Below are 20,577 nucleotides of genomic sequence, written 5' to 3'. Positions count from 1 at the left end.
AGATACTGTGGATTCGTGGCGCCGGGGGAGCCCGCCTGGGGCAGGGCATGGAGCCGGCCGGCCGTCGCCTGGAACATCGGCAACGACCGGACAACACGTCGGCTCCCAGGTCAGCGGTGGACCGCTACAGGGCTGGGTGCATAGTGCTCCGTCGGGTAAGCCTCGATCCACCGATCTGCTTTCGGGTCCGGGAATGAATCCCGGATTCGGGGGCGGTTTCGTTTGTGGCACGCGAAGCGTGCCGGCCTCGCTGCCGGGGGTGTTCCATCGTGGATTCCTGATTGCGCCGTGAAGGCTGGCTGGACCGGTGGTTCAGGCTGCTTGCGGAGGGCCCTGAACGCTGGTGAAGAGCCGGTCCCAAGGTTCGGCCCAGGGCCAGTTTTGCGGAAGATGTAATTTGATTTTCCGGGCGCTGGAAGCAATCCGGGCCGGAACCAAGATGAGTTTGCTGCGCAGGGTCCCCATCTTGGCCCGGGTGAAGGACCCGGCGGCGAGGATTCCGGCGGCCCGAGTGAGGTTGTAGGCGATGGTCGCGGCATGGAGCCATGCCGCGTTGGCACTGAAATTCCCGGAAGGTAGATGGGCCAGGGGCCCGTCCTTCAGCTCGGCGTTCACGGCCTCGATGACGGCGTGTTGGCGGTGGGTCTTGTCCATGTCCACGGTGCCCAACAGGTCCTTGGAAACGGTGCTAAATACCCCGTGGTACCGGTGGAGCTTGAAGGCTTCCTGCTGTCCGGAGATGATCTTGGCCTTGTTCAGCTCGGGGATGCGGCGCACGATCAACCGGCCGGGGATCCTTTCGGTCTTTTTCTTGGAGGAGAACGCGGTGTAGTCCGCCTCGGCGACCTCGGCTTTGGAGATCCAGGTCCGACTGTCTTCATCGAAGATGGCCTGGGGATATTTGATGGTTTCCCACTTCTCTTCGGGGATCGCGGTGATGGCCTTCTTGATGGAGGGGTTCATCCGCACTGTCACCGACATGTCAGCCCCGTGTTTCAGGGCCCGGGCGACCGCGGATTGGTTGTAGTACGCCGAGTCGGCACGTACCAAAAACCGCCCGTGGGTGCCCAGTGAACGGCTGGTGGCCAGGGACGCGGCAATGAAGCTCGCTGCCCCGCGAGCCGAGGACGCCGAGCCCTTGCGTAGGCGCTGGGCCACGATCACCGGTGCGTGCCCGGGGCTCGAGGCAATGCCGATCAGGGCGTTCAGTCCCCGGACCCCGGAGTAGCCGAATCCGGCGCCTTGTTTCTGGTGCCCGAAGACCTCGATGATCGTGTCATCGACGTCGACATACACGAAGTCCCCGGCTGCCGGGGTGCCGATCAGGGGAACCTGCGCTGAGAGGTTCCCCAAGAAGGCGCGGGCGGCGGATTGCAGTTGGCGTACGTGCCCGAAGGTGAAGGTCCGCAGGTAGGAGCCGAGGGTGGAGGGTGCGTAGCAGCCAGCGAAGAGCTTGTTCATTGCTCCATGGCGTAGCAGGCTCATGTCATCGATGCTGTCGGCCCCGGCGATCATCCCGGCGACCAGGGCCGGAGCCTGTCAGATGGAGTGTGTAAATGACCTAGTCACCATCTGATTCAGAGGACAATTATGACCGTGATAGAACGCAAAAAACCGGCAGGGAAAGTAGACGCCTCGGCAGCGGCCGAGCGCATGGCCGCCGTCGGGAACATGGAAGAACTCAAGGCCTCGGGGGCCTTCGATGAGCTGATGGGCCAGATCGACCGCGGCGAGATCGAACTCGATGGCAAGGACGGGTTCATCCAGCACCTGATCCGGGCCGGTCTGGAACGGGGCCTGAAGACCGAATTGACCGAGCACCTGGGCTACGAGAAGCACGAGTACGCCGGCCGCGAGGTCACGAACTCCCGCAACGGTTCCTACCCCAAGACGGTGTCCACCAGCGCCGGGGACATCGACCTGGCAGTACCGCGGGACCGGGCCGGGACCTTCGTCCCGCGCCTGGTTCCCAAGGGCACCCGGCATACCGGGCAGCTGGCGGACATGATCGTGAGCCTCTATGCCGGGGGCATGACGGTGCGGGACATCGAACACCACCTGGCCTCCACCCTGGGCACCGAACTCTCGCGCGAGACGATCTCGAAGATCACCGACGAGATCCTTGACGAGGTCATCGCCTGGCAGAACCGCCCCTTGGATCCGATCTACCCGATCATGTACCTGGATGCGATCGTGATCAAGGTCCGCGACGGCGCGCACGTGAAGAACAAGGCCGCGCACATCGCCGTGGGCGTGGACATGGACGGGATCAAGCACGTGCTGGGGATCTGGATCGCCGCGGCCGAGGGCGCGAAGTTCTGGGCGCAGGTCTGCTCCGAGCTGGCCAACCGCGGGGTGAAGGACGTGCTGATCGTCTGCTGCGACGGGCTCACCGGTTTCCCCGAGGCCATCGAGGCGACGTGGCCCCACGCGACGGTGCAGACCTGCGTGGTGCACCTGATCCGTTCTTCGATGCGTTTCGTTTCCTACGCAGACCGGCAGAAGGTCGCCGCCCAGCTGCGGCTCATCTACACGGCCCCGAACGAGGAAGCCGCCGGTGCGGCCCTGAAGGAGTTCAGCGACGGCGAGTGGGGCACCAGGTATCCGGCGGCGGTGAAGACGTGGCAGAGCGCCTGGGAGCGTTTCACCCCGTTCCTCGCGTTTCCCCCTGCCTTGAGGAAGGTCATTTATACGACCAATGCCATCGAGTCGTTGAATTTCCAACTTCGAAAAGTCACCAAGAACCGTGGTCACTTCCCTAACGACGCGGCCGCGGTGAAGCTGCTGTGGTTGGCGATCTGCAACATCGAGGACAAGCGCGCCATCGAACGTGCCAAGGTCCGGGCCGGCACCCGGGCCTCCAGCGGACGCCTCCTGGAGGGGGCCAAGACCACCGGTTGGAACCAGGCCCTGCAGTACCTGTGCCTGACCTATCCCGAACGCGTGGAAGCCTACCTGGATTAGAATCGAATCTTCGCCTTAAAGGGCCTCAAGGATTAGAGCAAGAAACACTATCTGACTAGTTCATTTACACAGACAACTTGACAGGCCCCAGGGCCGAGAGCTTCAGTCCGGGGTTTGCGCCTTTGTCGGTGGGCAGTTTCACTGCCTCGTCGACCAGTTCCACCAGGTTGGCCTCGCGGGCCAGAGCCATCACCGGGACCAGGCCTGCGGCGCCGACCAAATTCACATCGTCGAAGGAAACTGACAGCGCGGGGAGAGTGTGGGAAACTTGCATCTGCGAAGTGCTCCGATTTCGGTGGTCAATGTGCTCTAGATAAGCTCCATTTTCCCCTGAATGACGGGCATTTCGTATTTAAACCGCCGATGGCACCGAAAATTCATCGATGGATCGAGGGTAAGTGCCCCGGCCCCGGCCGGAACCATGGAGCGTGCAGCTGTGTCTGCGAGGGCGAGGATGGCAAAGGCGGTGATGCCGTGGGCCGCCGCCCGGCCGGCGGTTCGGGAACGCACTGGCCGGAGATGGAGGGTGGCGATGGCCGCGATCATGCTCCAGGCCGCGGTTGCTGCCTGAGGGACCACCTTCGCCGCGATGAGAGGGACGGCAATTTTGCAGGCCTTGCGCATGGTGTGTTCCTTGGCAGCGGCGGTACGAATGCTGTGTCGGGTGATGACCGCTGCGACCGTCCGGTCTGGGCAGCGTGTCATCTCCGGGCCATCGGAGCCCCGGAGATGACGGGGCGTCGACCTGGTCCGGGCCGCGGAACAGCATGGAAGGATGCCGGTTTCCGGGTGCTACCGGGCCGCGGCTGCCATGGTGGAGAACAGTTCTTCGGGATCCGCGTCATGGCCGTGCGCCGTGAACCAGTGGCACATGTTTGCGCAGTCGCGCTTCAGCAGTTCCATCGCGCCGCTGTTTCCGGCAAGATCCACCATTTGGGGCAGATCGATGATGACCAGCCGGTCCCCGGCGCCGAGCACGTTATAGGGGGACAGGTCCCCGTGGGCGTACCCGAGTCGGGCCATGGCCTCCATCGCCCGGAGGAGTTGCCGCCAGTAGCCCTCCAGCCTGTCCGGTGCGGGATGGAGCTGCTGCAGGCGGGGCGCGGCGATACCGGGATGTTCGGGATCCCCGATGAATTCCATCAGGACCTCGGTCCCGTCCAGCTGCACCGGGTAGGGGACCGGGACCCCGGCCTCGAAGCATTGGCGCAGGCAGGTCCATTCGGAGGCGGCCCAGCCGGCGGCCTCGACGGAGCGGCCGAAGCCGCTTCCCTTTTCCAGGGCGCGGGCATCGCGTGAACGGCGGACGCTGCGCCCCTCGGTGTAGGCGGCCGAGCGGTGGAAGAGGCGCAGTGTCTCGGAACGGTAGCGTTTGGAGGCGAGGAGCGCCCGGTTGCCGGGGACGGCGCGTTCGAGCAGGATGACATCGGCCTCCTTGCCCGTTTTCAGGACGCCCAGGTCGGTGTCGATGGCCGCCGCATCCTCGATGACGAACTCGGGGTAGGGACGCGGGCCGCGCATCAGTTTTCCGGCGTCCGGCCAGGTGGAGAAGCGCTGGTTGACGGCGAGCCCGACGTCGAGCATGTTCCAGTCGGCGCCGCGGTCCGGACGGGGCTGCCGGCGGCGGATCGATTCAGTGCCGGGGTTCTCGCCGTGACGGGTTGGGGGATGTTTTTTCATGGTGGTTGCGGCTCCCATGGGGATCGGAGGGGACTGCTGTTGGCTGCTGGATGGCAGTCATGGTGCGTTCCTCCTCGCTCTGGGTGACCGATGCTTGTCCTTTCATGAAAACACGTGCGATTGATACTTGTCAATCACTTTTCGAATGGCGTGGCGATGCCGCGCTGACCAGTGCTCTCCCTATGCTGGGCACATGACTGAAACCCGCTGGATCACCGCCACGCGTTCGGCCTACGACACCGTCGCCATCGACTATGCCCAGTTGCTGCTCCACGAGCTCGACGGCAAGTCGCTTGACCGGGCCCTGCTCGCGGTATTCGCCGAGCAGGCCGGGCAGCTGCCGGGGCGGATCGCCGACCTGGGCTGTGGGCCCGGTCGGGTGACACGGTTCCTATCCAACTTGGGGGCCGACGTCTTCGGGATGGACCTCTCCCCGAAGATGGTCGAGGTTGCCCGGAACACCTATCCGGACCTGCGCTTCGGAGTCGGTTCGATGGAGTCGCTGGATCTGGACGATGCCACGCTTTCCGGAATCGTCGCCTGGTATTCGATCATCCACGCTCCACCCCACGCGCTGCCGGGCATCTTCGCCGAGTTCCACCGGACCCTGATCCCGGGAGGGTGCCTGTTGCTGGCCTTCCAGGCCGGAGATGCACGGGTGGACATCAAACGCGCCTATGGCCATGAGGTCGACTTCGACGGTTACCGGCTGGATCCAGGGAACATCGCCGCGCTGTTGGCTGATGCCGGCCTCACCGTTGAATCCACGACGGTCAGGGAACCGGGCTATGGGGAATCGACGCCCCAGGCCTACCTGCTGGCCAGCAAGGCCGCGGCCTGAGGAGGTTCCCCCAGGCTGCCGGGGCCCGCGGCGCGGATGGTGCGAGAATGGTGCACTGGACAGGGTTGCAGGGTCCGGCATGACCGCATGCCAGGTTCCTCACCGATCGAACACCGGAGGGAGACGACGATGCTGCTGCCTCCAAGCAGCCTTTCCCGGGCCGAAAGATGGAAATGGCGGTTCGTGACGGCCGGCAATATCATCATGCTGTTGGTGGGTGCGATTTCGCCGTTTACCTCGACTCCGATGAACCCGCTCTTGTCCGGCGCCCTGATACTGATGGGCATCCTCTTCACGGCGACCGGACTGGTGATGCTGCGCGGGTTGCCAAAGCGGCTGGGGCCGCTGGCCTACCGGCGTATCGTGGCGGTGGCGGGGTTGGTCTTCGGACTTGCGGGGCTGCTGCTCGCGCTCTTTGCCTTGGGTGAGCCGGACCCCTCCTTTCCGAAGCGATATTCGCGCGGTTTTATGATCGTTGCCGGCTTTGCTGCGGCCGTGTTCATGGGTTCGGCGGGGATCGTCGGGCTTTTCGGCAAGAATCCGAAATAGCTTCTCCTCCCTTACCTGAACGGGGCGGGTAGGGTCCAAGGCCAGCCAACCCGTGGCGTCTGACTGTGATGGCCGCCAAAACATATCGATAATCATCGGGTAGCGGTGGGCTCCAGGGGACGGCACGAGATGCTTCATCGCGGGAGCGCTGCCCGCTGAGTGCACCCTGGTGGTTGCTTTTCGGCCTGGGTTCCCGTGAGCGTGCGGGGCACGCGCCTGGTCGCCGTCAATGATGCCGTGGTTTCCGGCAGCAGAGTCATCTGGGCTGGAGGCTGGAGGCTGGAGGCTGGAGGCTGGAGGCTGGAGGCGCCGGCGGTGCAGGTGACTGTGCCCGTCCAAGCGCCCTGGCCCGAACTGCCGCCATCTGCGCCGGTCTGATTCGACAGCTTGCCTTGACTCCGATCGCCGGGCGCCGGGTACGGATCACCGGTGCGGCAACCATTATCTGCGGCCTGTGCCGGCAGTTGCTGGGCGGATGGGGACGTTCGATGGCCTCCCAGCAGGCGCTGGGGCGTGACGGTGGGCCGTGGAATGAGGACATCGCCGGTTGGCAGGGGCCGTCGCAGATACTGGGCATGCCACCGCCCTGGTGTTGAAAACGGGCAGAAGCTGCAGCGGGGAACTGCGCGCCTCATCTAGTGCCGCTCGAAGGAGGACGAGTAAACCGGGATCGGCTGCCGGCTCGGTGGGTTGCCCGAAGCCCGCGGCATGACACTGTCGAGGTTCAGCGAACTCACCGGGATCAGCGTGGTGAACCTTTCGGTGCTGAAGCATAGCCGGGCCCAAGCGATCCGCTATTCGACACTGCTCCTGATCTGCGATGCGCTGGGCTGCGAGGGGGGAGCTGCTTCCCGGGGGCACGAAGTAGCCGATGCCGGGCTGGATTCCTTGAAGCGACCTTGACTAGTATCGCTTCATGAACCTGACGTTCATGTACCATCCTGTGGCCGATCCGGGGGCTGCGGTGGCCTTCCAGCACGACGTGCTCGGTTTGGATGCGGACTGGCGCGAAGGAACTGACACGGTCGTCTTTTCCTTGCCCGGAACCGAGGTCCAGCTGATGCTCGACGCGAGCGGTTCAAGCGCTGCCGGCCCCAATGGTTTCTACCAGGTGGCCGACGTCGACGCGTTCCACGCCGCCCGCCGGGATCCGGTCACCTGCGTAGAGCCCCCGGCCGACCTGCCGCCGATCCGGTGTGCCGCATTCCGGGACCCCGCCGGAAACCTGATGAGGATCTTCCATGAACTCGCTGAACATCCCGGGCTGGCCTAAACCATGTCGGGAAGCCATCGCCGCAGCCCCCTGGCGTTCACGCTCCGGGCTGAGGCAGCCATGGTCGTCGCGGTAGTGGCCGCGGGATGCGTGGGATGGAATGCGTGGGCCGCCACCGCGCGCCACAAGGTCCAGGTCCTGATCGATGCGGAGGCCTTTAGCTGTGAGTCCAGCGGTGACGTGACCAGCAAGGAAGCGCTGGTGGGATCAGGCAACGGCGCGACGCTCAACGTTCCCGCCCTAGTGCTGTCCCCTGGATTGGCTTGCAGGTTCGAATTCGTGCTCCGGAACACCGGCGGACGAAAGGTGGTCTTGAACGAACTGATCATCCCCTTCATGGGATCGAACGGTGGAACCGGGCTGCAGGCGATGATGCTTGATTCATTCATGCTGAACCGGGTCGATGATGGCGGTTTGGATGCGCGTTTCGTGTTCCCCCGGGGGTACCCCACGGTGCTCGAAGGCGGTGAGGACCTGCGGATCTCGGCGCTGCTGGCCTGGCAGGACGGCTGCATCGAGGAGGGTGGATCAATGACCGTCGATGATGCGCCCCGGCTGAAGGTCTCGGCGTTGGGGCTGCCCGGGGAGATCCTGCACGGGGGTGGTTCCTACGCAATGATCGGCACCGTTTTCTCCATGGCAGCCAATTGCGGATGGGAACAGCGAGGGCAGGGGGAATAACGGCTTCTTGCGGGCGGTTGTGAGCAGCATGGAGATCAGGAACATTCCCATCGACAAGATGGATGGCACCAAGACGTCGTTGAACGAGTACGCCGGCGACGTGGTGCTGGTGGTGAACGTGGCATCGCGGTGCGGTCTGGCCCCGCAGTACGCCAAGCTCGAGGAGCTCCAGCGCGAGTACGGCAACCGCGGCTTCAGCGTGTTGGGCTTCCCCAGCAACCAGTTCCTTCAGGAACTATCGAGCAAAGAAGCGATCCAGGAATTCTGCTCGACGACCTACGGGGTCACCTTCCCGGTGTTCGACAAGATCCGGGTCAACGGCCGCCACACGCACCCGCTCTACAGCGAGCTGAAGAAGACGAAGGACGATGGCGGCAAGGCCGGGCGGATCCGCTGGAACTTCGAGAAGTTTCTCATCCTGCCCAACGGGCAGACCCGCTGCTTCAGTCCGCGGACCGAACCGGACGATCCGGCCATCGTGGGGCTGATCGAAGCCAATCTGCCACGTTGAGCGCGGCGCGGCACGGCCGTGGCATGATGGGCCGATGACGTTTGAACGGGTTCAGGCCGCGGCTGTGGACAAGGCGGCGGCGGCACTGATGTGGTCGGACTACGCGGCAGCCCAGCCGGAGGCGGTACGGCTGTGCCCCGACTACACTGTCGAGCATTTCGGGGATTCAGCTGCGCTCGCCGATCAGCTGCTGCATGCGGTCACCCATGGGCTCAAGCGCGCCACTTCCGAGCTGGCGGCCGAATACCTGGCCGCCGGCGAATCGATTCCCCGCGTCGGGTCGCACTGGATCGCCTGCGACGGCGCCGGGGTGCCGACGGTGGTGTTGCGCAGCATCGAACTACGGCTCGGCGACTTCGCCTCGGCCGATGCCGCCTTTGCCTACGACGAGGGCGAGGACGATAGGTCCCTGGAACGCTGGCGGACCGAGCACCGCAGGTACTGGCAGCGGGGGTGCGCTGCACGGGGTGCCAAATGGAGGCAGGACGAGGAGATCGTCTTCGAGCGCTTCACCGTTGTGTGGCCGCCGGAGTACGCCGACGCGTAGGCAGGAGGCGTGCCGGTCCTAGCCGGCGTGCTTCCAGAGGTTCCCGGTCAGTTTGACCCACTCGCCCTGCTCATCGGGTGCCATCGTGTGGCCGTCTTGGGTCAGGGCGACCACTGGATTTGGTGCCACATAAAGCTCCACGATGCTGCCGATGGCGCCAGCACCGCAGCCGATGGAAGACGTCTGCTCGGCTGTTTCGTATTGGGCAAGGCAATAGCCGGAGGATTCGGCGGACTTCGCCACGAAGTACTGCAGGCCATCGAACTCACCGAGCGAGCGGATCGAGTCGGCGGCCAGGGACTCGTTCTGGGTCAGTACCGACGGCGGTGCGATGGCGGAGGCCGCGGTGTCCATGATGGCCATGCCGGACGCCGACTAGTTGCAGCCGGTGGACAGCAGGCCCAGTGCCAACAGTGTCGCGCCCAGTGCCGATGCCCGTCCAATTTTCATCGTTCCCCCTTGTCCAGCATCCTTATCGGAGCCATCGTCCGTTTCCGGGAGGCTATCGTGGAACACCCGACGGGGGAAGGGCGTCTTAGCTGCTGGTCGGTGCCGGGCGGGGGGCTGCGGCGGCCTACTTCCTGATGTCGATGACCAGGTTGGTGATCCGCATCGGGCATGCGTCAGCCGATGCCCTGATGCCATCTCCTGGATCTCATGATCCAACCGCACCCCGGTCGGCTGGACAGACCCCCAGGCGACGGGCCGGCGGTCACGCTGCCGACAGAGGAAAACGGCCCCTGCTGTCGGGGAATCACCCGGACGTTCTGCGGAACAGGTAGATGCCCGTGACGTTTCCCCTCGTCACCACTCCCTGACCGGTGGACATCACCCGGTTCGTTGAGGTTGACCCGGTTTCGATGAAAACGTATCCGACATGTTCCAGCCGCCAACCTACTTTTTCGATCTGGCCCAAGGTGTCAGTTGATTTCCCCGAGTGATGCACATCGTTTTCGGAGGATCCAAAAAACGAGGCTGTTCCCGTCAGGGAGCTCACTTCGATTTGAACTTGAAAGAAGGCGTCGCCGTTCGTGTGGGCGGCAATCGCAAGTCCCAGGGGACTTGCCGCGAATTCGGCGGCCTCTTCGGCTTCTCGCTGCTCCGTTTCGCGGGCATTTCTTGCCGCTTGTTCTTCTGCCTTCTGTTCCTCGCTTTTACCCCAAGCCATGAGTCATCCGTTCCGCGTCGGCATCGTACCAAGGTGTTCATAGGCTCCCACGAAAACGATGCATGTCGAGGCGTGGCGCACCGGGCGGCGTTTCACGTGGGCTCCCCGGCCGCTGTAGGACAACGCGGTCGGCCTACTTCCTGATGTCGATGACCAGGTTGGTGATCCGCATCGTGCATAGGCGCTCGCCGGCCTCGTTCTGAAGCACTACCTGGTGGCTGGTCATGCGCCGGCCCAGGCTGATCGGGGTGGCAGTGATGGTGATCGTCCCCTCGCGGGCGCCCTTGTGGTGGGTGGCCGAGACATCGACTCCGACGGCGGACTTGCCCATGGTGGAGGCGTGCTTGACTGCCGCCCAGGAGCCGACGGCCTCACCGACCGCCAGCGATGCGCCGCCGTGCAACAGCCCGAAGGACTGCCGGTTCCCCTCGACCGGCATGGTGGCAACGACCTTTTGCACCGATTCTTCGACGATTTTGATGCCCATCTTGAGGTCCAGTTCGCCCAGGGCGATCATCCATGTCCCGTCGGTCATCGACTCGGGCGTGGGGGCTGTCGGGCGCTGCTCGCTCATGCGTCATACTCCTTGTCATCCGGGGCTAACGGGTCCCGGGCCGGTGACTGGTACTGCCCCATACTGTACTGTGGATGCTAATACTGACCGATCGTTCAGGAAGGACCCGTCGATGACGACTTCTCCAATGGCCCAGCTAGTTCCCAGCTATGCACAAGGGCAATGGTGGACCCCTGCGGGCGATCCCGCAGGCACCCAGGTGCTCGATGCCAACACCGGCGAACTGCTCGCCCGCGTTAATTCGGACGGACTGGACCTGGCCGGCATGGTCAACTACGGCCGCACCGTCGGCCAGCGTGAGCTTGGCAAGCTGAGCCTGCACGAGCGTGCCCTGGTGCTGAAGGAACTGGCCCAGTACCTCAACGCCCGCCGCGAGGAGCTCTACGCGCTGTCCTTCCAGACAGGTGCCACGAAGATCGACTCGATGGTCGACATCGACGGCGGCATTGGCGTGCTGTTCACATACTCCTCCAAGGGACGCCGCGAACTGCCGAACTCGAACGTCATCCTCGACGGGCCGATGGAGGTGCTCTCCAAGGACGGTTCGTTCGCCGGCGAGCACATCTACACCCGCATCCCGGGCGTCGCCGCCCAGATCAACGCCTTCAACTTCCCGGTGTGGGGCATGCTGGAGAAGTTCGCCCCGGCCTTCATCGCCGGCGTTCCGACCATCGCCAAGCCCGCCACCCCGACCGGCTACGTCGCCGAGGCGGCCGTGCGCCTGATGGTCGAATCCGGGTTGCTGCCCGAGGGCTCGCTGCAGCTGATCTCCGGCTCGGCCCGCACCCTGCTGGACGAACTGGACTACCGCGACGTGCTCGCGTTCACCGGTTCGGCCTCCACGGCCAACTCGCTGAAGGCCCACGTGAACGTCGTCGAGGGCGGCGTGCGCTTCACTTGCGAAACCGACTCGCTGAACGCCGCGATCCTCGGCCCGGATGCCGTCCCCGGCACCCCCGAGTTCGACGCCTTCGTCAAGTCGATGGTCACCGAGATGACGGTCAAGGCCGGCCAGAAGTGCACCGCCATCCGCCGGGCCATCGTGCCGCAGGGCATGGTCCCGGATGTGGTCGCAGCAGTCGGCGCCCGCCTGGATGCGCGCATCGTGGTGGGCGACCCGCGCGCCGAGGGCGTCACCATGGGAGCCCTGGCCTCCCTGGAGCAGCTGCGCGACGTGCGCGGCGCGGTGGAAGAGATGATCGCCGCCGGCGGCGAGCTGGCTTACGGCACACTTGATGCACCGGTGGTGCGCAGCACTTCGGGCGAGGATTCCGTGGTCGACGCCGGTGCCTTCATGTCCCCGTTGCTACTCACCTGGGACGATGTCCGCAACCAGGCGGTACACGGGCTCGAGGCCTTCGGCCCGGTCAGTTCCGTGATCGGTTACGCCGACCTGGATGAGGCCATCGAACTGGCGGCCATGGGCTCCGGCTCGCTGGTGGCCACTGTCTGCACCAACGACGGCGAAACCGCCCGCGTGCTGACCACCGGCATCGCAGCCCACCACGGTCGCGTGCACATGCTCAACCGCGAAACCGCGCGTTCCTCCACGGGCCACGGCTCCCCGGTTCCGCACCTGGTCCACGGTGGACCGGGCCGCGCCGGCGGCGGCGAAGAGCTGGGAGGCATCCGCGCCGTGAAGCACCACATGCAGCGTACGGCCATCCAGGGTTCCCCGAACCTGCTGACGGCCGTGACCGGCGTCTGGCACACCGGCGCGGACCGCGTCATCGCCGGTGCTGCCGAATTCGGGGCAGTGGAAGGTGCGATCCACCCGTTCCGCAAGTCGCTGGCCGAGCTGAACATCGGCGATGCCTTCGCCTCGCCGCTGCGCCGGGTCTCGCTGGAGGAAATCACTGCCTTCGCCCACGAAACCGGTGATACCTTCTACGCGCACGTCGACAATGCGGCAGCGGAAGCCAACCCGTTCTTCCCGGGCATCGTCGCGCACGGCTACCTGCTGGTCTCCTGGGCCGCCGGACTCTTCGTCCAGCCGGCCCCGGGCCCGGTCCTGGCCAACTACGGCCTGGAGAACCTGCGCTTCATCACCCCGGTCCCTGCCGGCGATTCGATCCGCGTCACGCTGACGGCGAAGAAGATCACCCCGCGCGTGACGGACGAATACGGAGAGGTTGCCTGGGATGCTGTCATCAACAACCAGGACGGCGAAATCGTGGCAACCTACGATGTGCTGACCCTGGTGGAAAAGGAAGACGTGACCTACAAGAACTGGAAGTAGTCCTTCAGGTTCTGGTTCGTCCCCAGAGAAGGCGTCGGCAGCAGCTCCCGAAAGGGTGCAGCGGCCGACGCCTTGTCGTTCTCGGGGGTGATTGGAGCGGGGATCGCCCAGTCAGTGGGGGAGCGGTCCCTGGCGGGGTTGCCGGGTCTTGCCGATCTGTCCGGTTGCCGGCGGTGGCCCGGGCAGGTGCAGGTCCGGAACCGGATGCACGTTCACGTCCTTGATCACCGAAGCCCGCCCCACGGCCGCGCAGAACCCGACCGACACCGCATAAAGGAAGGGCATGCGCAGCGAGGTCCAGGGAATGGTCAGTTGCATGACGGCGAAGGTCAGGATGGCAAACCCGAAGAAGAAGGCAGCGACATGTACCCATTGGCGGCGGACCACGCGCAGCAGCAGGCCGAAGACCAGGGCCACCGGGGTGCCGATGAAGACGGCAATGAACAAGCTGAACGCCAGCACCAGGCCCCAGAAGTCCACCGCCGAGTCGTCGCCCGCGGCCAGCGAGCTGGCGATGCTGATCAGCAGGGTCAGGGCGGCCCAGGCGATGTAGGTGACCGCCCAGCCCTTGGCGAAGGCAAACAGCCCGAAAGTCACGCGGAAGTGCCCGGGAACCGGCCTGCTTCCATACCGTCCAGCCAACGAATCACCATCGGGCTGGTGGTCGTGGGGCGTTGGCGGGTCGGGCTTGTTCATAAGGAAACGCTAACCCATCTGCACCGATACTCGACCAATGGGGGACATGCAACGGGTCATGGGGGGGGGAAGCTGTAATACTGAACGGCATGAGCCCCTTGCCTGAATCCGCAGCTGCTGAGAGCGTCGTCGGCTGGTCCGAACGTGAACAACTGGACTTCTTCTCCTCCGGTGAGCTCCTCGCGTTGTTGTCGGAGGTGTCCTCGGGTGTGATCGGGGGCGATCCCGATGTGAGCCTCGTGGAGGTCCACCACCGTCCAGGCGCGGGGGTTTCCGGCGTCTTCGAGGTCGTGGGGGACGCCGAAACCATCTATCTTGGGGCCACGGCGGAGAAGCTGCCCCGGGTACCGGAGGGAACCGTCACGCTGGAAGGCCCCAACGGACGCGTTGTGGTCTGGCTGCATCCGGCGGATCCGATGCTGCCGGGGCTCGGCCTGGCCACCACCCCGGAGGCCGTCGGCGAAACCTGGGGTGGCGGGCGCCGGCTCGAGGACCTGCGGACCCTGACCTATCGACCGCTGCGGCGGGCCGTGATGCTGGCGCGTTTCGACGACGGGGAAGAGCTCTTCCTGAAGGTGTTGCGCAGGGATGCCGCTGTCATGCACGCCAAGCACGAGATGCTGCTGGCGGTGGGCATTCCGGCTCCGGTGCCGGCGGGTCTCCCCGTTGCGGAGGTGCTGGCCCTGCGCCGGGTTGCGGGAATGCCGCTGGCTGAGGACCTGATGCATTCCGGTGTGCTGCCGCTTTCACCCGAACGCATCGTTGCCCTGCTCGACTCGCTGCCGCAGGGTCTCATGGATGTTCCGGTGCGTGAATCCTGGAGCGACAGGCTCGAATGGTACGTGCTGGCGGCAGTCACCGCCCTGCCCGCCGCCGAGCAAAGGATCCGCGCTCTGGGCAGCAGGATTGACGTCGTACTGGATTCGGCGCGCCGAGGACCGCTGGTTCCCAGCCACGGTGATTTCTATGAGGCGAACATCTTCGTGGCCGGGGGGAAGATCACCGGGCTGCTGGACATCGATTCGGCCGGCCCCGGATACCTGGTGGACGACCTGGCCTGTTTCATCGGGCATCTAGCAGTGCTGCCCGGAATCGACGGCCGCTATGTCGATGTCGACGGGTACCTGAACGACTACGCGCGGGCTTTTGCCTCCGAACTGGAACGCCGGGACACCGATCCGGCCGGCTTCTACGCGCGGTCCGCCGCAGTGGTGCTCTCGCTCGTGGCCGGGGCCCGGGACGAGGAGGACCCCGACTGGGAAACCCTGGCCTTGGACCGGATTGTCATTGCCGAGGAGCTGCTGCGCCGAGCATGAGAGCCTTCCCGTCGGGCTCTCCTCGTTGTTTCACCTGGAACCTCCCTGCTGGGTATGGATAGGCACCAGCAAAGGACCCGCCGAGGCAGTGGCTTCACCGGCGCCGGGCGGTGTGGGAACGGGGGTGAGGGGCCCTTTGCCAAGCACGATACCCGGGCCCAGATCCACGGAGGGCGGGGTGGCCGCTTGCCGAATCATCCAAGTGACTCCGGCCGCCGGCACCAGGAGGACCGTCAGCGCCACTGCGATGCGTCGAGTCCTGACCGGGCCCAGGGAGAACATTATGTTCAGCGCAGACGGGCCGCAGCTGAGAAGTAGATTCTCCCGGGGCCACCCGGCGATCGGGGACCCGGGTGGCCCCACGGAGCACTTCGGGTTAAGAATGGGGGGGGCTGGAACCAACGGGTCGTGCGCCGGTGGGTAGGCTTGAACCGGCGGAATCCACGATGGGAGCCGTGGAGGAGACGGAGCTGAGCATGAATCGGAATTTCGGGGCCCTGGACCAGATCGGGATCGTCGTGCGGCACCTGGAGAGGGTCCGCGAATCCATGGAGGCGATCTTCGGCATCCTGCCCACGGCGACCTCCGTGAACAACTACGAGGGAGTCAGCTACCGCGGGGAAATCGTCGACACGGCGATGGAGTCGCTGGTCTACAGCCACTTCGGCATCGAACTTCAGTTCATTGCCCCGTTGGGCAGCGAGAACGTCTGGGATGACTTCCTGCAGCAGCGCGGCGAGGGCATCCACCACCTGCGCTTCCAAGTCGAAGACCAGACCGCCGCCATGCTGGAACTGGCGGACCAGGGCATGGCGGTGGCGCAGGCGGGGGATTCAGCCGTGGGCGCCGGGGTGGCCTACGCCTACTTCGACTCCGTTCCCGAGCTCGGTTTCACCGTGGAGACCATCAACAGCGCTGGCATCGCCCGGTTGGCCGCCAGCGTCAAGCCCGGCCCGGACGCGGCGCGGATGATCCCGCTGTCGCTGGAAATCGACATCGGCATCGAGCAACCCCTCTTGTTGAACCTCATCGACATTGACCGGGGCCATACGACGTTGCGCTTCCGGGTTCCGGAGGCGGCCGGTTTCTGGCGGGGCGGGAGGCAGCCCGTATTGCGGCTGGATGACGGTCGGGGCACCGACTTCGGCATCCCGGTCGCCCAATGGGCCCTCCCGCCACTGGATGACGTGCTGCAGGTCAGTTTCCCCGGCGTACCGGACCCGGCAGCCACGACGCTGCTCATTCGTGCGGAGGGCGAACCGCGGTTTGAGGTTGCCGCGACGCTGGCTGCATCGATGCGTTGACAGTGGCCGCAGATGGGTCGAGCCTGAAAGGGTGGGCCCCACCGGAACCGCATAGGTGACGAAGGTGCAGGCCGGCAAAGGGAAAGCATAATGGGGAGAGGCCCGGCGATGACGACATTCCCGACCACCGAGATGATGCGCAACGGCTGGCTGGATGCGGTGCAGGCAGCACCCGCTTATTTTCAGGGCCGGCATGTCAAGAAGGTGGTCCCCTTGCTCGGCGAGGCTGCCGGACCCAAGCGCGGCGTGGCCGATGCCGCTGGAACGGGCGGGGTGCCGCTGCGGCTGCTGGTGATCGGGGAATCCACCGTTGCGGGGACCGGGGCCCCGACCCACGATGTCGCGTTGACCGGGCAATTGGCCATGGGACTGTCGACCCGCCGGAGCCGCCCCGTGGCCTGGGAGGCCGAGGGCTCCAACGGCGCCACCATGGAGCGCATCAGGCGCGAAGTGCTGGGCCTGATACAGGAGCACGACCCGGATATCGTCTTTTTGGCCGCCGGTGCAAACGATGCCATGATCGGCCGGCTGCCGGGACACTGGGGCAGGGACCTGCGCTTGGTGATCGACGTCTTCATCGAACCGGTTCGGTCCCGGGAAATCGTGGTCGCCGGCGTGCCTCCGTTCCGGAACTTCCCGGCGCTGCCGGTGCCGCTGAATGAATTCCTCGAACGCCGGGCCCGGCGCCTGGATGCGGTTTCGGCACGGATCTGCGCCGAGTTGGGCATCGGGTTCGTGGGATTCGCCGGGGACCCTCCATTGGGCGATGATTTCTATGCCTCCGACCACTTCCATCCCTCGGTCGCCGGATACGGTCACTGGGCGTCCTTCCTGCTCGATGAGCTGGAACGCGATCGGCATTAACGACAAGCTGGTGCCGGTTCCATCCCCTGGAATGGAACCGGCACCAGCCCGGTGCATGTCGGTGGCTGTTAGTAGGCCTTGACGCGCTGTTCGACGATCAGGTGGATCAGGGCGAACTGGCCCTGCTCGTCGATGGCTTCCAGCGCCGCCTCGAGTGCAGCGGGGACATCGGCGTCGTTTTCGACGCGAATGCCGAATCCACCGAAGGCCTGGGCCATCAGGGCGAAGTCCGGGTTCTTCAGCTGGGTGCCGGAGATGCGCTGCGGGTAGTGACGCTCCTGGTGTGTGCGGATCGTGCCGTATTCCTGGTTGTCCATCACGATGACCAGCGGGGTCGCACCGTACTGGGCCGCCGTGGCCAGTTCCTGGCCGTTCATCAGGAACTCGCCGTCGCCGGCGATGGTCACCACGCGGCGGCCCGGGAAGTTCAGCGAGGCGGCGATGGCGGAGGGTACGGAGTAGCCCATGGAGCCATTGCGGGCGCTGACCATCGAGGCATAGCGCTCGGTGGGGAAGTAGCGGTGGGCCCAGTTGGTGTGCTCGCCGGCGCCGAGGGTGATCATGGCGTCCTGCGGCAGCCCGGCGCAGAGGTTGGCCATCATGGTGTCCATGCGGGCCGGACCCGCCGACGGGGTGGCAGAGGGAAGGGCAGCGAACTTCAGCTGTTCACCGCGCATGCGCTCGGTCCATGACTGCCATGCGGGACGCACCGCAAGATCCATCATGATCAGGTCACGCACGAAGACATCGGGCTTGGAGACGATCTGGTGCGAAACGGCGCCGGAGCGGCCGCGCAGCGACGGGTCGATGGTGACCAGGAAGTTCTTCTTGTCCCAGTCCTGGCGGACCAGGAAGCCGTCGGTGATGACGTCGCCGGGGACCGTGCCGACGAAGACCAGCAGATCGGTCTCCTCGAGCAGGTCGTAGGTCGGCTTGGGGCGGCCATAGCCGATGGGACCGACGTAGGAGGGCGAGCTGAACGGGATGGTGCCCTCGCACCGCCATTCCACAGCGGCGGGGATCTGGTGCTCTTCGAGCCAGACGGTCAGCGCGGTGGCGCCTTCTTGAGTCCAGTCGTTGCCGCCCACGACGAACAGCGGCTTCTCGGAGGCCTTCAGTGCGGACTGCAGCGCCTTCCAATCGGTGACAGTCATGCCGCCGTCGGCGACCGGGATGATCGGGTGCGCGGTGGCGTCGACCATCTCGCGGATGATGTCTTCGGGCAGGCCGACCACGACCGGGCCCGGCCGTCCGCTCATGGCGGCGAACATGGCCTCGGCGACGATTTCTGAGGCGCGCTCGGGGTGGTCCAGGACCATCACGCGCTTGGCGCCGGTGTCGAACCAGGCCTTGATGTCGAATTCCTGGAAGGCCTCGCGGTCGCGGTGGGCGAAGGGGATCAGCCCGACGAAGAGCACCATCGGGGTCGAGTCCTGCCAAGCGGTGTGCAGGCCGACATGGGCGTTTGCCGCACCCGGTCCACGGGTGACCATGGCGATGCCGGGGCGCTGGTGCATCTTGCCATCGGCCTCGGCCATGTAGGCGGCGCCGCCCTCATGGCGGCAGACGATCGTCTCGATGGGGGAGTTGTGCAGCCCGTCGAGGACTTCGAGGTAGCTTTCGCCCGGGATCACGTAGGTGCGCTCGACGCCGTGCGCCACGAGCGCGTCGACGATGATGTGTCCGGCCGACTTCAGCGCTGGTGCCGCAGGGGCCGATTCCAGTGGTGTGGTGTCCAGGAGGGTCATGGAGTGATTCCTTGTCTCTTTCGCCATTGAAAGTGTCTAGGGGCCGGCCTATGGTGCGATTGCATGAATTCCGGCAGTGTATTTCGAGCAAACGTACATGAGTTTCCCTGTTTTCGAGAAGTCTCTGGCGAAATGCCTCGGTAATGAATGCGTCAATGGTCACATTGACTTGCCTTTGGAGAAATGTTGAACATTGCGGGTTCGGAATCCGAGGCCATTTCCCGCATCGATACATGGAGCGGGGTGAACAAGGGATACCCGGCAGGATCCTTCCGGCTCGGAGGAATGCCCGATTGCCCGGGCAGCAGGAGTGCCGCGACGGGTGCTATGCCCGCCGCGGCATTGCTGCGCCCGTCCTATGAGGCGTGTACCGGAGCAGCTCCTGAACGGACCGGTCCGGCGAGCCACTCGGACATGAGGCTGTTGTGTTGGCCGAGCTTCGGCGCCGGTTCCGGCGCAACGGAACCGGTGAGCCGCAGTGGCGAGGCGAGGGTCTTGAAGCCGTCGGCCTCCGTGGCCACCAGGCCACGGTGGATTGCGTGTTCGCTGGTCAGCGCCTCGTTCACTGAGTAGACCTTGGAAGTGGGGACCTGGTGCTTGGACAGGAGCTCGATGGCCTGCTCGGCGTTGAAGGGCCGCAATGCCTCCTCCAACGCAGCCCGGAATTCAACGGGGAACTCGTTTCGGCGGGCCTGCTCGTTGAAACGCTCATCCGCCAGCCACTCGGGCCGGTCGAGGGCATCGGTCAGCCTCGGGAAAAGGCGGTCTCCGGCGATCGCTATGGCGATGGCACCGTTGCCGGTCTGATAGGTGCTGAACGGGGTGGACATTGCATGGTCGTTTCCACACGCGACTGGGTTTTCGCCATGCAGGGCCCGCATCCCCACGGACTCCAGGACCGAGGTCAGGCTGTCCAGCATCGATACGTCGATATGCTGACCCAGACCGGTGTGGTGGCGCTCGTTGAGGGCAGCCAGGGCGGCGATGGCACCGTATAGGCCGGGGACAAGGTCTCCGAGGCTGATGCCAACGCGGGTCGGCTGGCCCCCGGGCCAGCCGGTCACTGACATCAGTCCACTCATGGCCTGGGCGATCAGGTCGTAGGCAGGGGCTTGTTGTAGCGGGCCTTCCTGCCCAAAGCCGGAGATGCTGACGATGATCAGACGGGGGTTCTCTTCCAGGAGGCGCTGGGCGGATAGTCCCAACCGGGCCATGACGCCCGGGCGGAAGTTCTCGATCACAACGTCGGAGCGGCGGACCAGCTCGAGCAGGTTGTCGCGCTCCTCCTCGATCTTCAGGTCCATGGTGACGCCGTACTTGCTGCGGTTGAACAAGCGGTAGTAGGCCGAGTCGCCGTTGAACCACGGGCCGAATTGGCGGGAGTCGTCACCCTCCGGGCTTTCGACCTTGATGACTTCGGCACCGAGATCGGCCAGGATCATGGCGCAGAACGGTCCTGCCAAGACCCGGGACAGGTCCAAGACGCGCAGACCTTCGAGGGAGCCGGCGCGGCCAATGCCGGTACCCGATGAATCGTTCTCGTACTGGATCTTGGATGACATGGTTGGTTTTCCTTCGAGCTGGAGGTCTTGCTATGTCGATGCGGAGCTATGCAATCCATC

20 protein-coding genes and 2 pseudogenes are annotated in these 20,577 nt (G+C 65.1%); 12 read left to right on the top strand and 10 right to left on the bottom strand.

Features of this window, described 5'->3' with window-relative positions:
- Window positions 1–312 precede the first annotated feature (312 nt).
- Window positions 313–1,530: pseudogene (locus E9229_RS01765) on the bottom strand (IS1380 family transposase); the annotation flags it as partial.
- Between the two features lie 141 nt (window positions 1,531–1,671).
- Between E9229_RS01765 and E9229_RS01760 the strand changes: the two are divergent.
- Window positions 1,672–2,964 carry an IS256 family transposase gene (locus tag E9229_RS01760; RefSeq protein WP_407671347.1) on the top strand — a complete coding sequence of 431 codons (1,293 nt, stop codon included), beginning with the start codon at window positions 1,672–1,674 and terminating at the stop codon, window positions 2,962–2,964.
- An 88-nt stretch (window positions 2,965–3,052) separates the two neighbouring features.
- Here E9229_RS01760 and E9229_RS01755 read toward each other — a convergent pair.
- The 3 genes and pseudogenes from E9229_RS01755 to E9229_RS01745 form a co-directional block, all read right to left on the bottom strand.
- Window positions 3,053–3,238 (bottom strand): annotated as a pseudogene (locus tag E9229_RS01755) (IS1380 family transposase); the annotation flags it as partial.
- Between the two features lie 35 nt (window positions 3,239–3,273).
- Complete coding sequence (locus E9229_RS01750) at window positions 3,274–3,669, bottom strand: hypothetical protein (protein ID WP_183509539.1); 396 nt, start codon at window positions 3,667–3,669, stop codon at window positions 3,274–3,276.
- An 87-nt stretch (window positions 3,670–3,756) separates the two neighbouring features.
- Entirely contained in the window at window positions 3,757–4,644 is an 888-nt protein-coding gene (locus E9229_RS01745; protein ID WP_246380308.1) for a serine protein kinase RIO, read from the bottom strand.
- 193 nt (window positions 4,645–4,837) lie between these two features.
- Here E9229_RS01745 and E9229_RS01740 point away from each other — a divergent pair, with 193 nt between their 5' ends.
- The 7 genes from E9229_RS01740 (at window position 4,838) to E9229_RS01710 (ending at window position 9,046) form a co-directional block, all read left to right on the top strand.
- The gene (locus tag E9229_RS01740; RefSeq protein ID WP_183509538.1) at window positions 4,838–5,485 is read left to right on the top strand and encodes a class I SAM-dependent DNA methyltransferase; all 648 of its coding nucleotides are present in this window, start codon (window positions 4,838–4,840) and stop codon (window positions 5,483–5,485) included.
- A 129-nt stretch (window positions 5,486–5,614) separates the two neighbouring features.
- Window positions 5,615–6,034 carry a hypothetical protein gene (locus E9229_RS01735; RefSeq protein ID WP_183509537.1) on the top strand — a complete coding sequence of 140 codons (420 nt, stop codon included), beginning with the start codon at window positions 5,615–5,617 and terminating at the stop codon, window positions 6,032–6,034.
- Between the two features lie 669 nt (window positions 6,035–6,703).
- The gene (locus E9229_RS01730) at window positions 6,704–6,937 is read left to right on the top strand and encodes a helix-turn-helix domain-containing protein (RefSeq protein ID WP_312855692.1); all 234 of its coding nucleotides are present in this window, start codon (window positions 6,704–6,706) and stop codon (window positions 6,935–6,937) included.
- A gap of 13 nt (window positions 6,938–6,950) precedes the next feature.
- Complete coding sequence (locus tag E9229_RS01725; RefSeq protein WP_183509535.1) at window positions 6,951–7,307, top strand: VOC family protein; 357 nt, start codon at window positions 6,951–6,953, stop codon at window positions 7,305–7,307.
- Window positions 7,308–7,310: 3 nt separating this feature from the next.
- On the top strand, window positions 7,311–7,988 hold the full coding sequence (locus E9229_RS01720) for a hypothetical protein (RefSeq protein ID WP_183509534.1): 678 nt from the start codon (window positions 7,311–7,313) through the stop codon (window positions 7,986–7,988).
- 28 nt (window positions 7,989–8,016) lie between these two features.
- Window positions 8,017–8,499, top strand: coding sequence for a glutathione peroxidase (locus E9229_RS01715; RefSeq protein ID WP_183509533.1), 483 nt, complete (start codon window positions 8,017–8,019; stop codon window positions 8,497–8,499).
- 34 nt (window positions 8,500–8,533) lie between these two features.
- Window positions 8,534–9,046, top strand: a complete 513-nt coding sequence (locus E9229_RS01710) for an ASCH domain-containing protein (RefSeq protein ID WP_246380306.1) — start codon at window positions 8,534–8,536, stop codon at window positions 9,044–9,046.
- An 18-nt stretch (window positions 9,047–9,064) separates the two neighbouring features.
- On the opposite strand, the gene E9229_RS01705 is transcribed toward E9229_RS01710, so the two are convergent.
- The 3 genes from E9229_RS01705 to E9229_RS01695 form a co-directional block, all read right to left on the bottom strand.
- A complete protein-coding gene (locus tag E9229_RS01705; protein WP_183509532.1) occupies window positions 9,065–9,409 on the bottom strand; it encodes a hypothetical protein in 345 nt (114 codons plus the stop codon).
- Window positions 9,410–9,800: 391 nt separating this feature from the next.
- A complete protein-coding gene (locus E9229_RS01700; protein WP_183509530.1) occupies window positions 9,801–10,214 on the bottom strand; it encodes a hypothetical protein in 414 nt (137 codons plus the stop codon).
- A 133-nt stretch (window positions 10,215–10,347) separates the two neighbouring features.
- Window positions 10,348–10,788, bottom strand: a complete 441-nt coding sequence (locus E9229_RS01695) for a PaaI family thioesterase (RefSeq protein WP_183509528.1) — start codon at window positions 10,786–10,788, stop codon at window positions 10,348–10,350.
- A gap of 112 nt (window positions 10,789–10,900) precedes the next feature.
- Between E9229_RS01695 and paaZ the strand changes: the two genes are divergently transcribed.
- The gene (gene paaZ / locus E9229_RS01690; RefSeq protein WP_183509527.1) at window positions 10,901–13,027 is read left to right on the top strand and encodes a phenylacetic acid degradation bifunctional protein PaaZ; all 2,127 of its coding nucleotides are present in this window, start codon (window positions 10,901–10,903) and stop codon (window positions 13,025–13,027) included.
- 111 nt (window positions 13,028–13,138) lie between these two features.
- On the opposite strand, the gene E9229_RS01685 is transcribed toward paaZ, so the two are convergent.
- Window positions 13,139–13,723 carry a hypothetical protein gene (locus E9229_RS01685; protein WP_183509526.1) on the bottom strand — a complete coding sequence of 195 codons (585 nt, stop codon included), beginning with the start codon at window positions 13,721–13,723 and terminating at the stop codon, window positions 13,139–13,141.
- Window positions 13,724–13,821: 98 nt separating this feature from the next.
- Between E9229_RS01685 and E9229_RS01680 the strand changes: the two genes are divergently transcribed.
- The 3 genes from E9229_RS01680 (at window position 13,822) to E9229_RS01670 (ending at window position 17,207) form a co-directional block, all read left to right on the top strand.
- The gene (locus tag E9229_RS01680) at window positions 13,822–15,039 is read left to right on the top strand and encodes a phosphotransferase (RefSeq protein WP_221184338.1); all 1,218 of its coding nucleotides are present in this window, start codon (window positions 13,822–13,824) and stop codon (window positions 15,037–15,039) included.
- 476 nt (window positions 15,040–15,515) lie between these two features.
- A complete protein-coding gene (locus tag E9229_RS01675; protein ID WP_183509523.1) occupies window positions 15,516–16,343 on the top strand; it encodes a VOC family protein in 828 nt (275 codons plus the stop codon).
- 108 nt (window positions 16,344–16,451) lie between these two features.
- Window positions 16,452–17,207, top strand: a complete 756-nt coding sequence (locus E9229_RS01670; protein WP_183509522.1) for an SGNH/GDSL hydrolase family protein — start codon at window positions 16,452–16,454, stop codon at window positions 17,205–17,207.
- Between the two features lie 68 nt (window positions 17,208–17,275).
- Here E9229_RS01670 and E9229_RS01665 read toward each other — a convergent pair whose 3' ends face one another.
- Together E9229_RS01665 and E9229_RS01660 are read right to left on the bottom strand one after the other, a co-directional pair.
- Complete coding sequence (locus E9229_RS01665; RefSeq protein ID WP_183509520.1) at window positions 17,276–18,955, bottom strand: thiamine pyrophosphate-dependent enzyme; 1,680 nt, start codon at window positions 18,953–18,955, stop codon at window positions 17,276–17,278.
- A gap of 356 nt (window positions 18,956–19,311) precedes the next feature.
- Window positions 19,312–20,517, bottom strand: a complete 1,206-nt coding sequence (locus E9229_RS01660; RefSeq protein WP_183509519.1) for a CaiB/BaiF CoA transferase family protein — start codon at window positions 20,515–20,517, stop codon at window positions 19,312–19,314.
- Window positions 20,518–20,577: the final 60 nt, after the last annotated feature.

It is taken from the genome of Paeniglutamicibacter cryotolerans (genome assembly GCF_014190875.1).
GTDB classification, from domain to species: Bacteria; Actinomycetota; Actinomycetes; order Actinomycetales; family Micrococcaceae; genus Paeniglutamicibacter; species Paeniglutamicibacter cryotolerans.
This window is presented reverse-complemented; position numbering and strand designations above follow the sequence as displayed.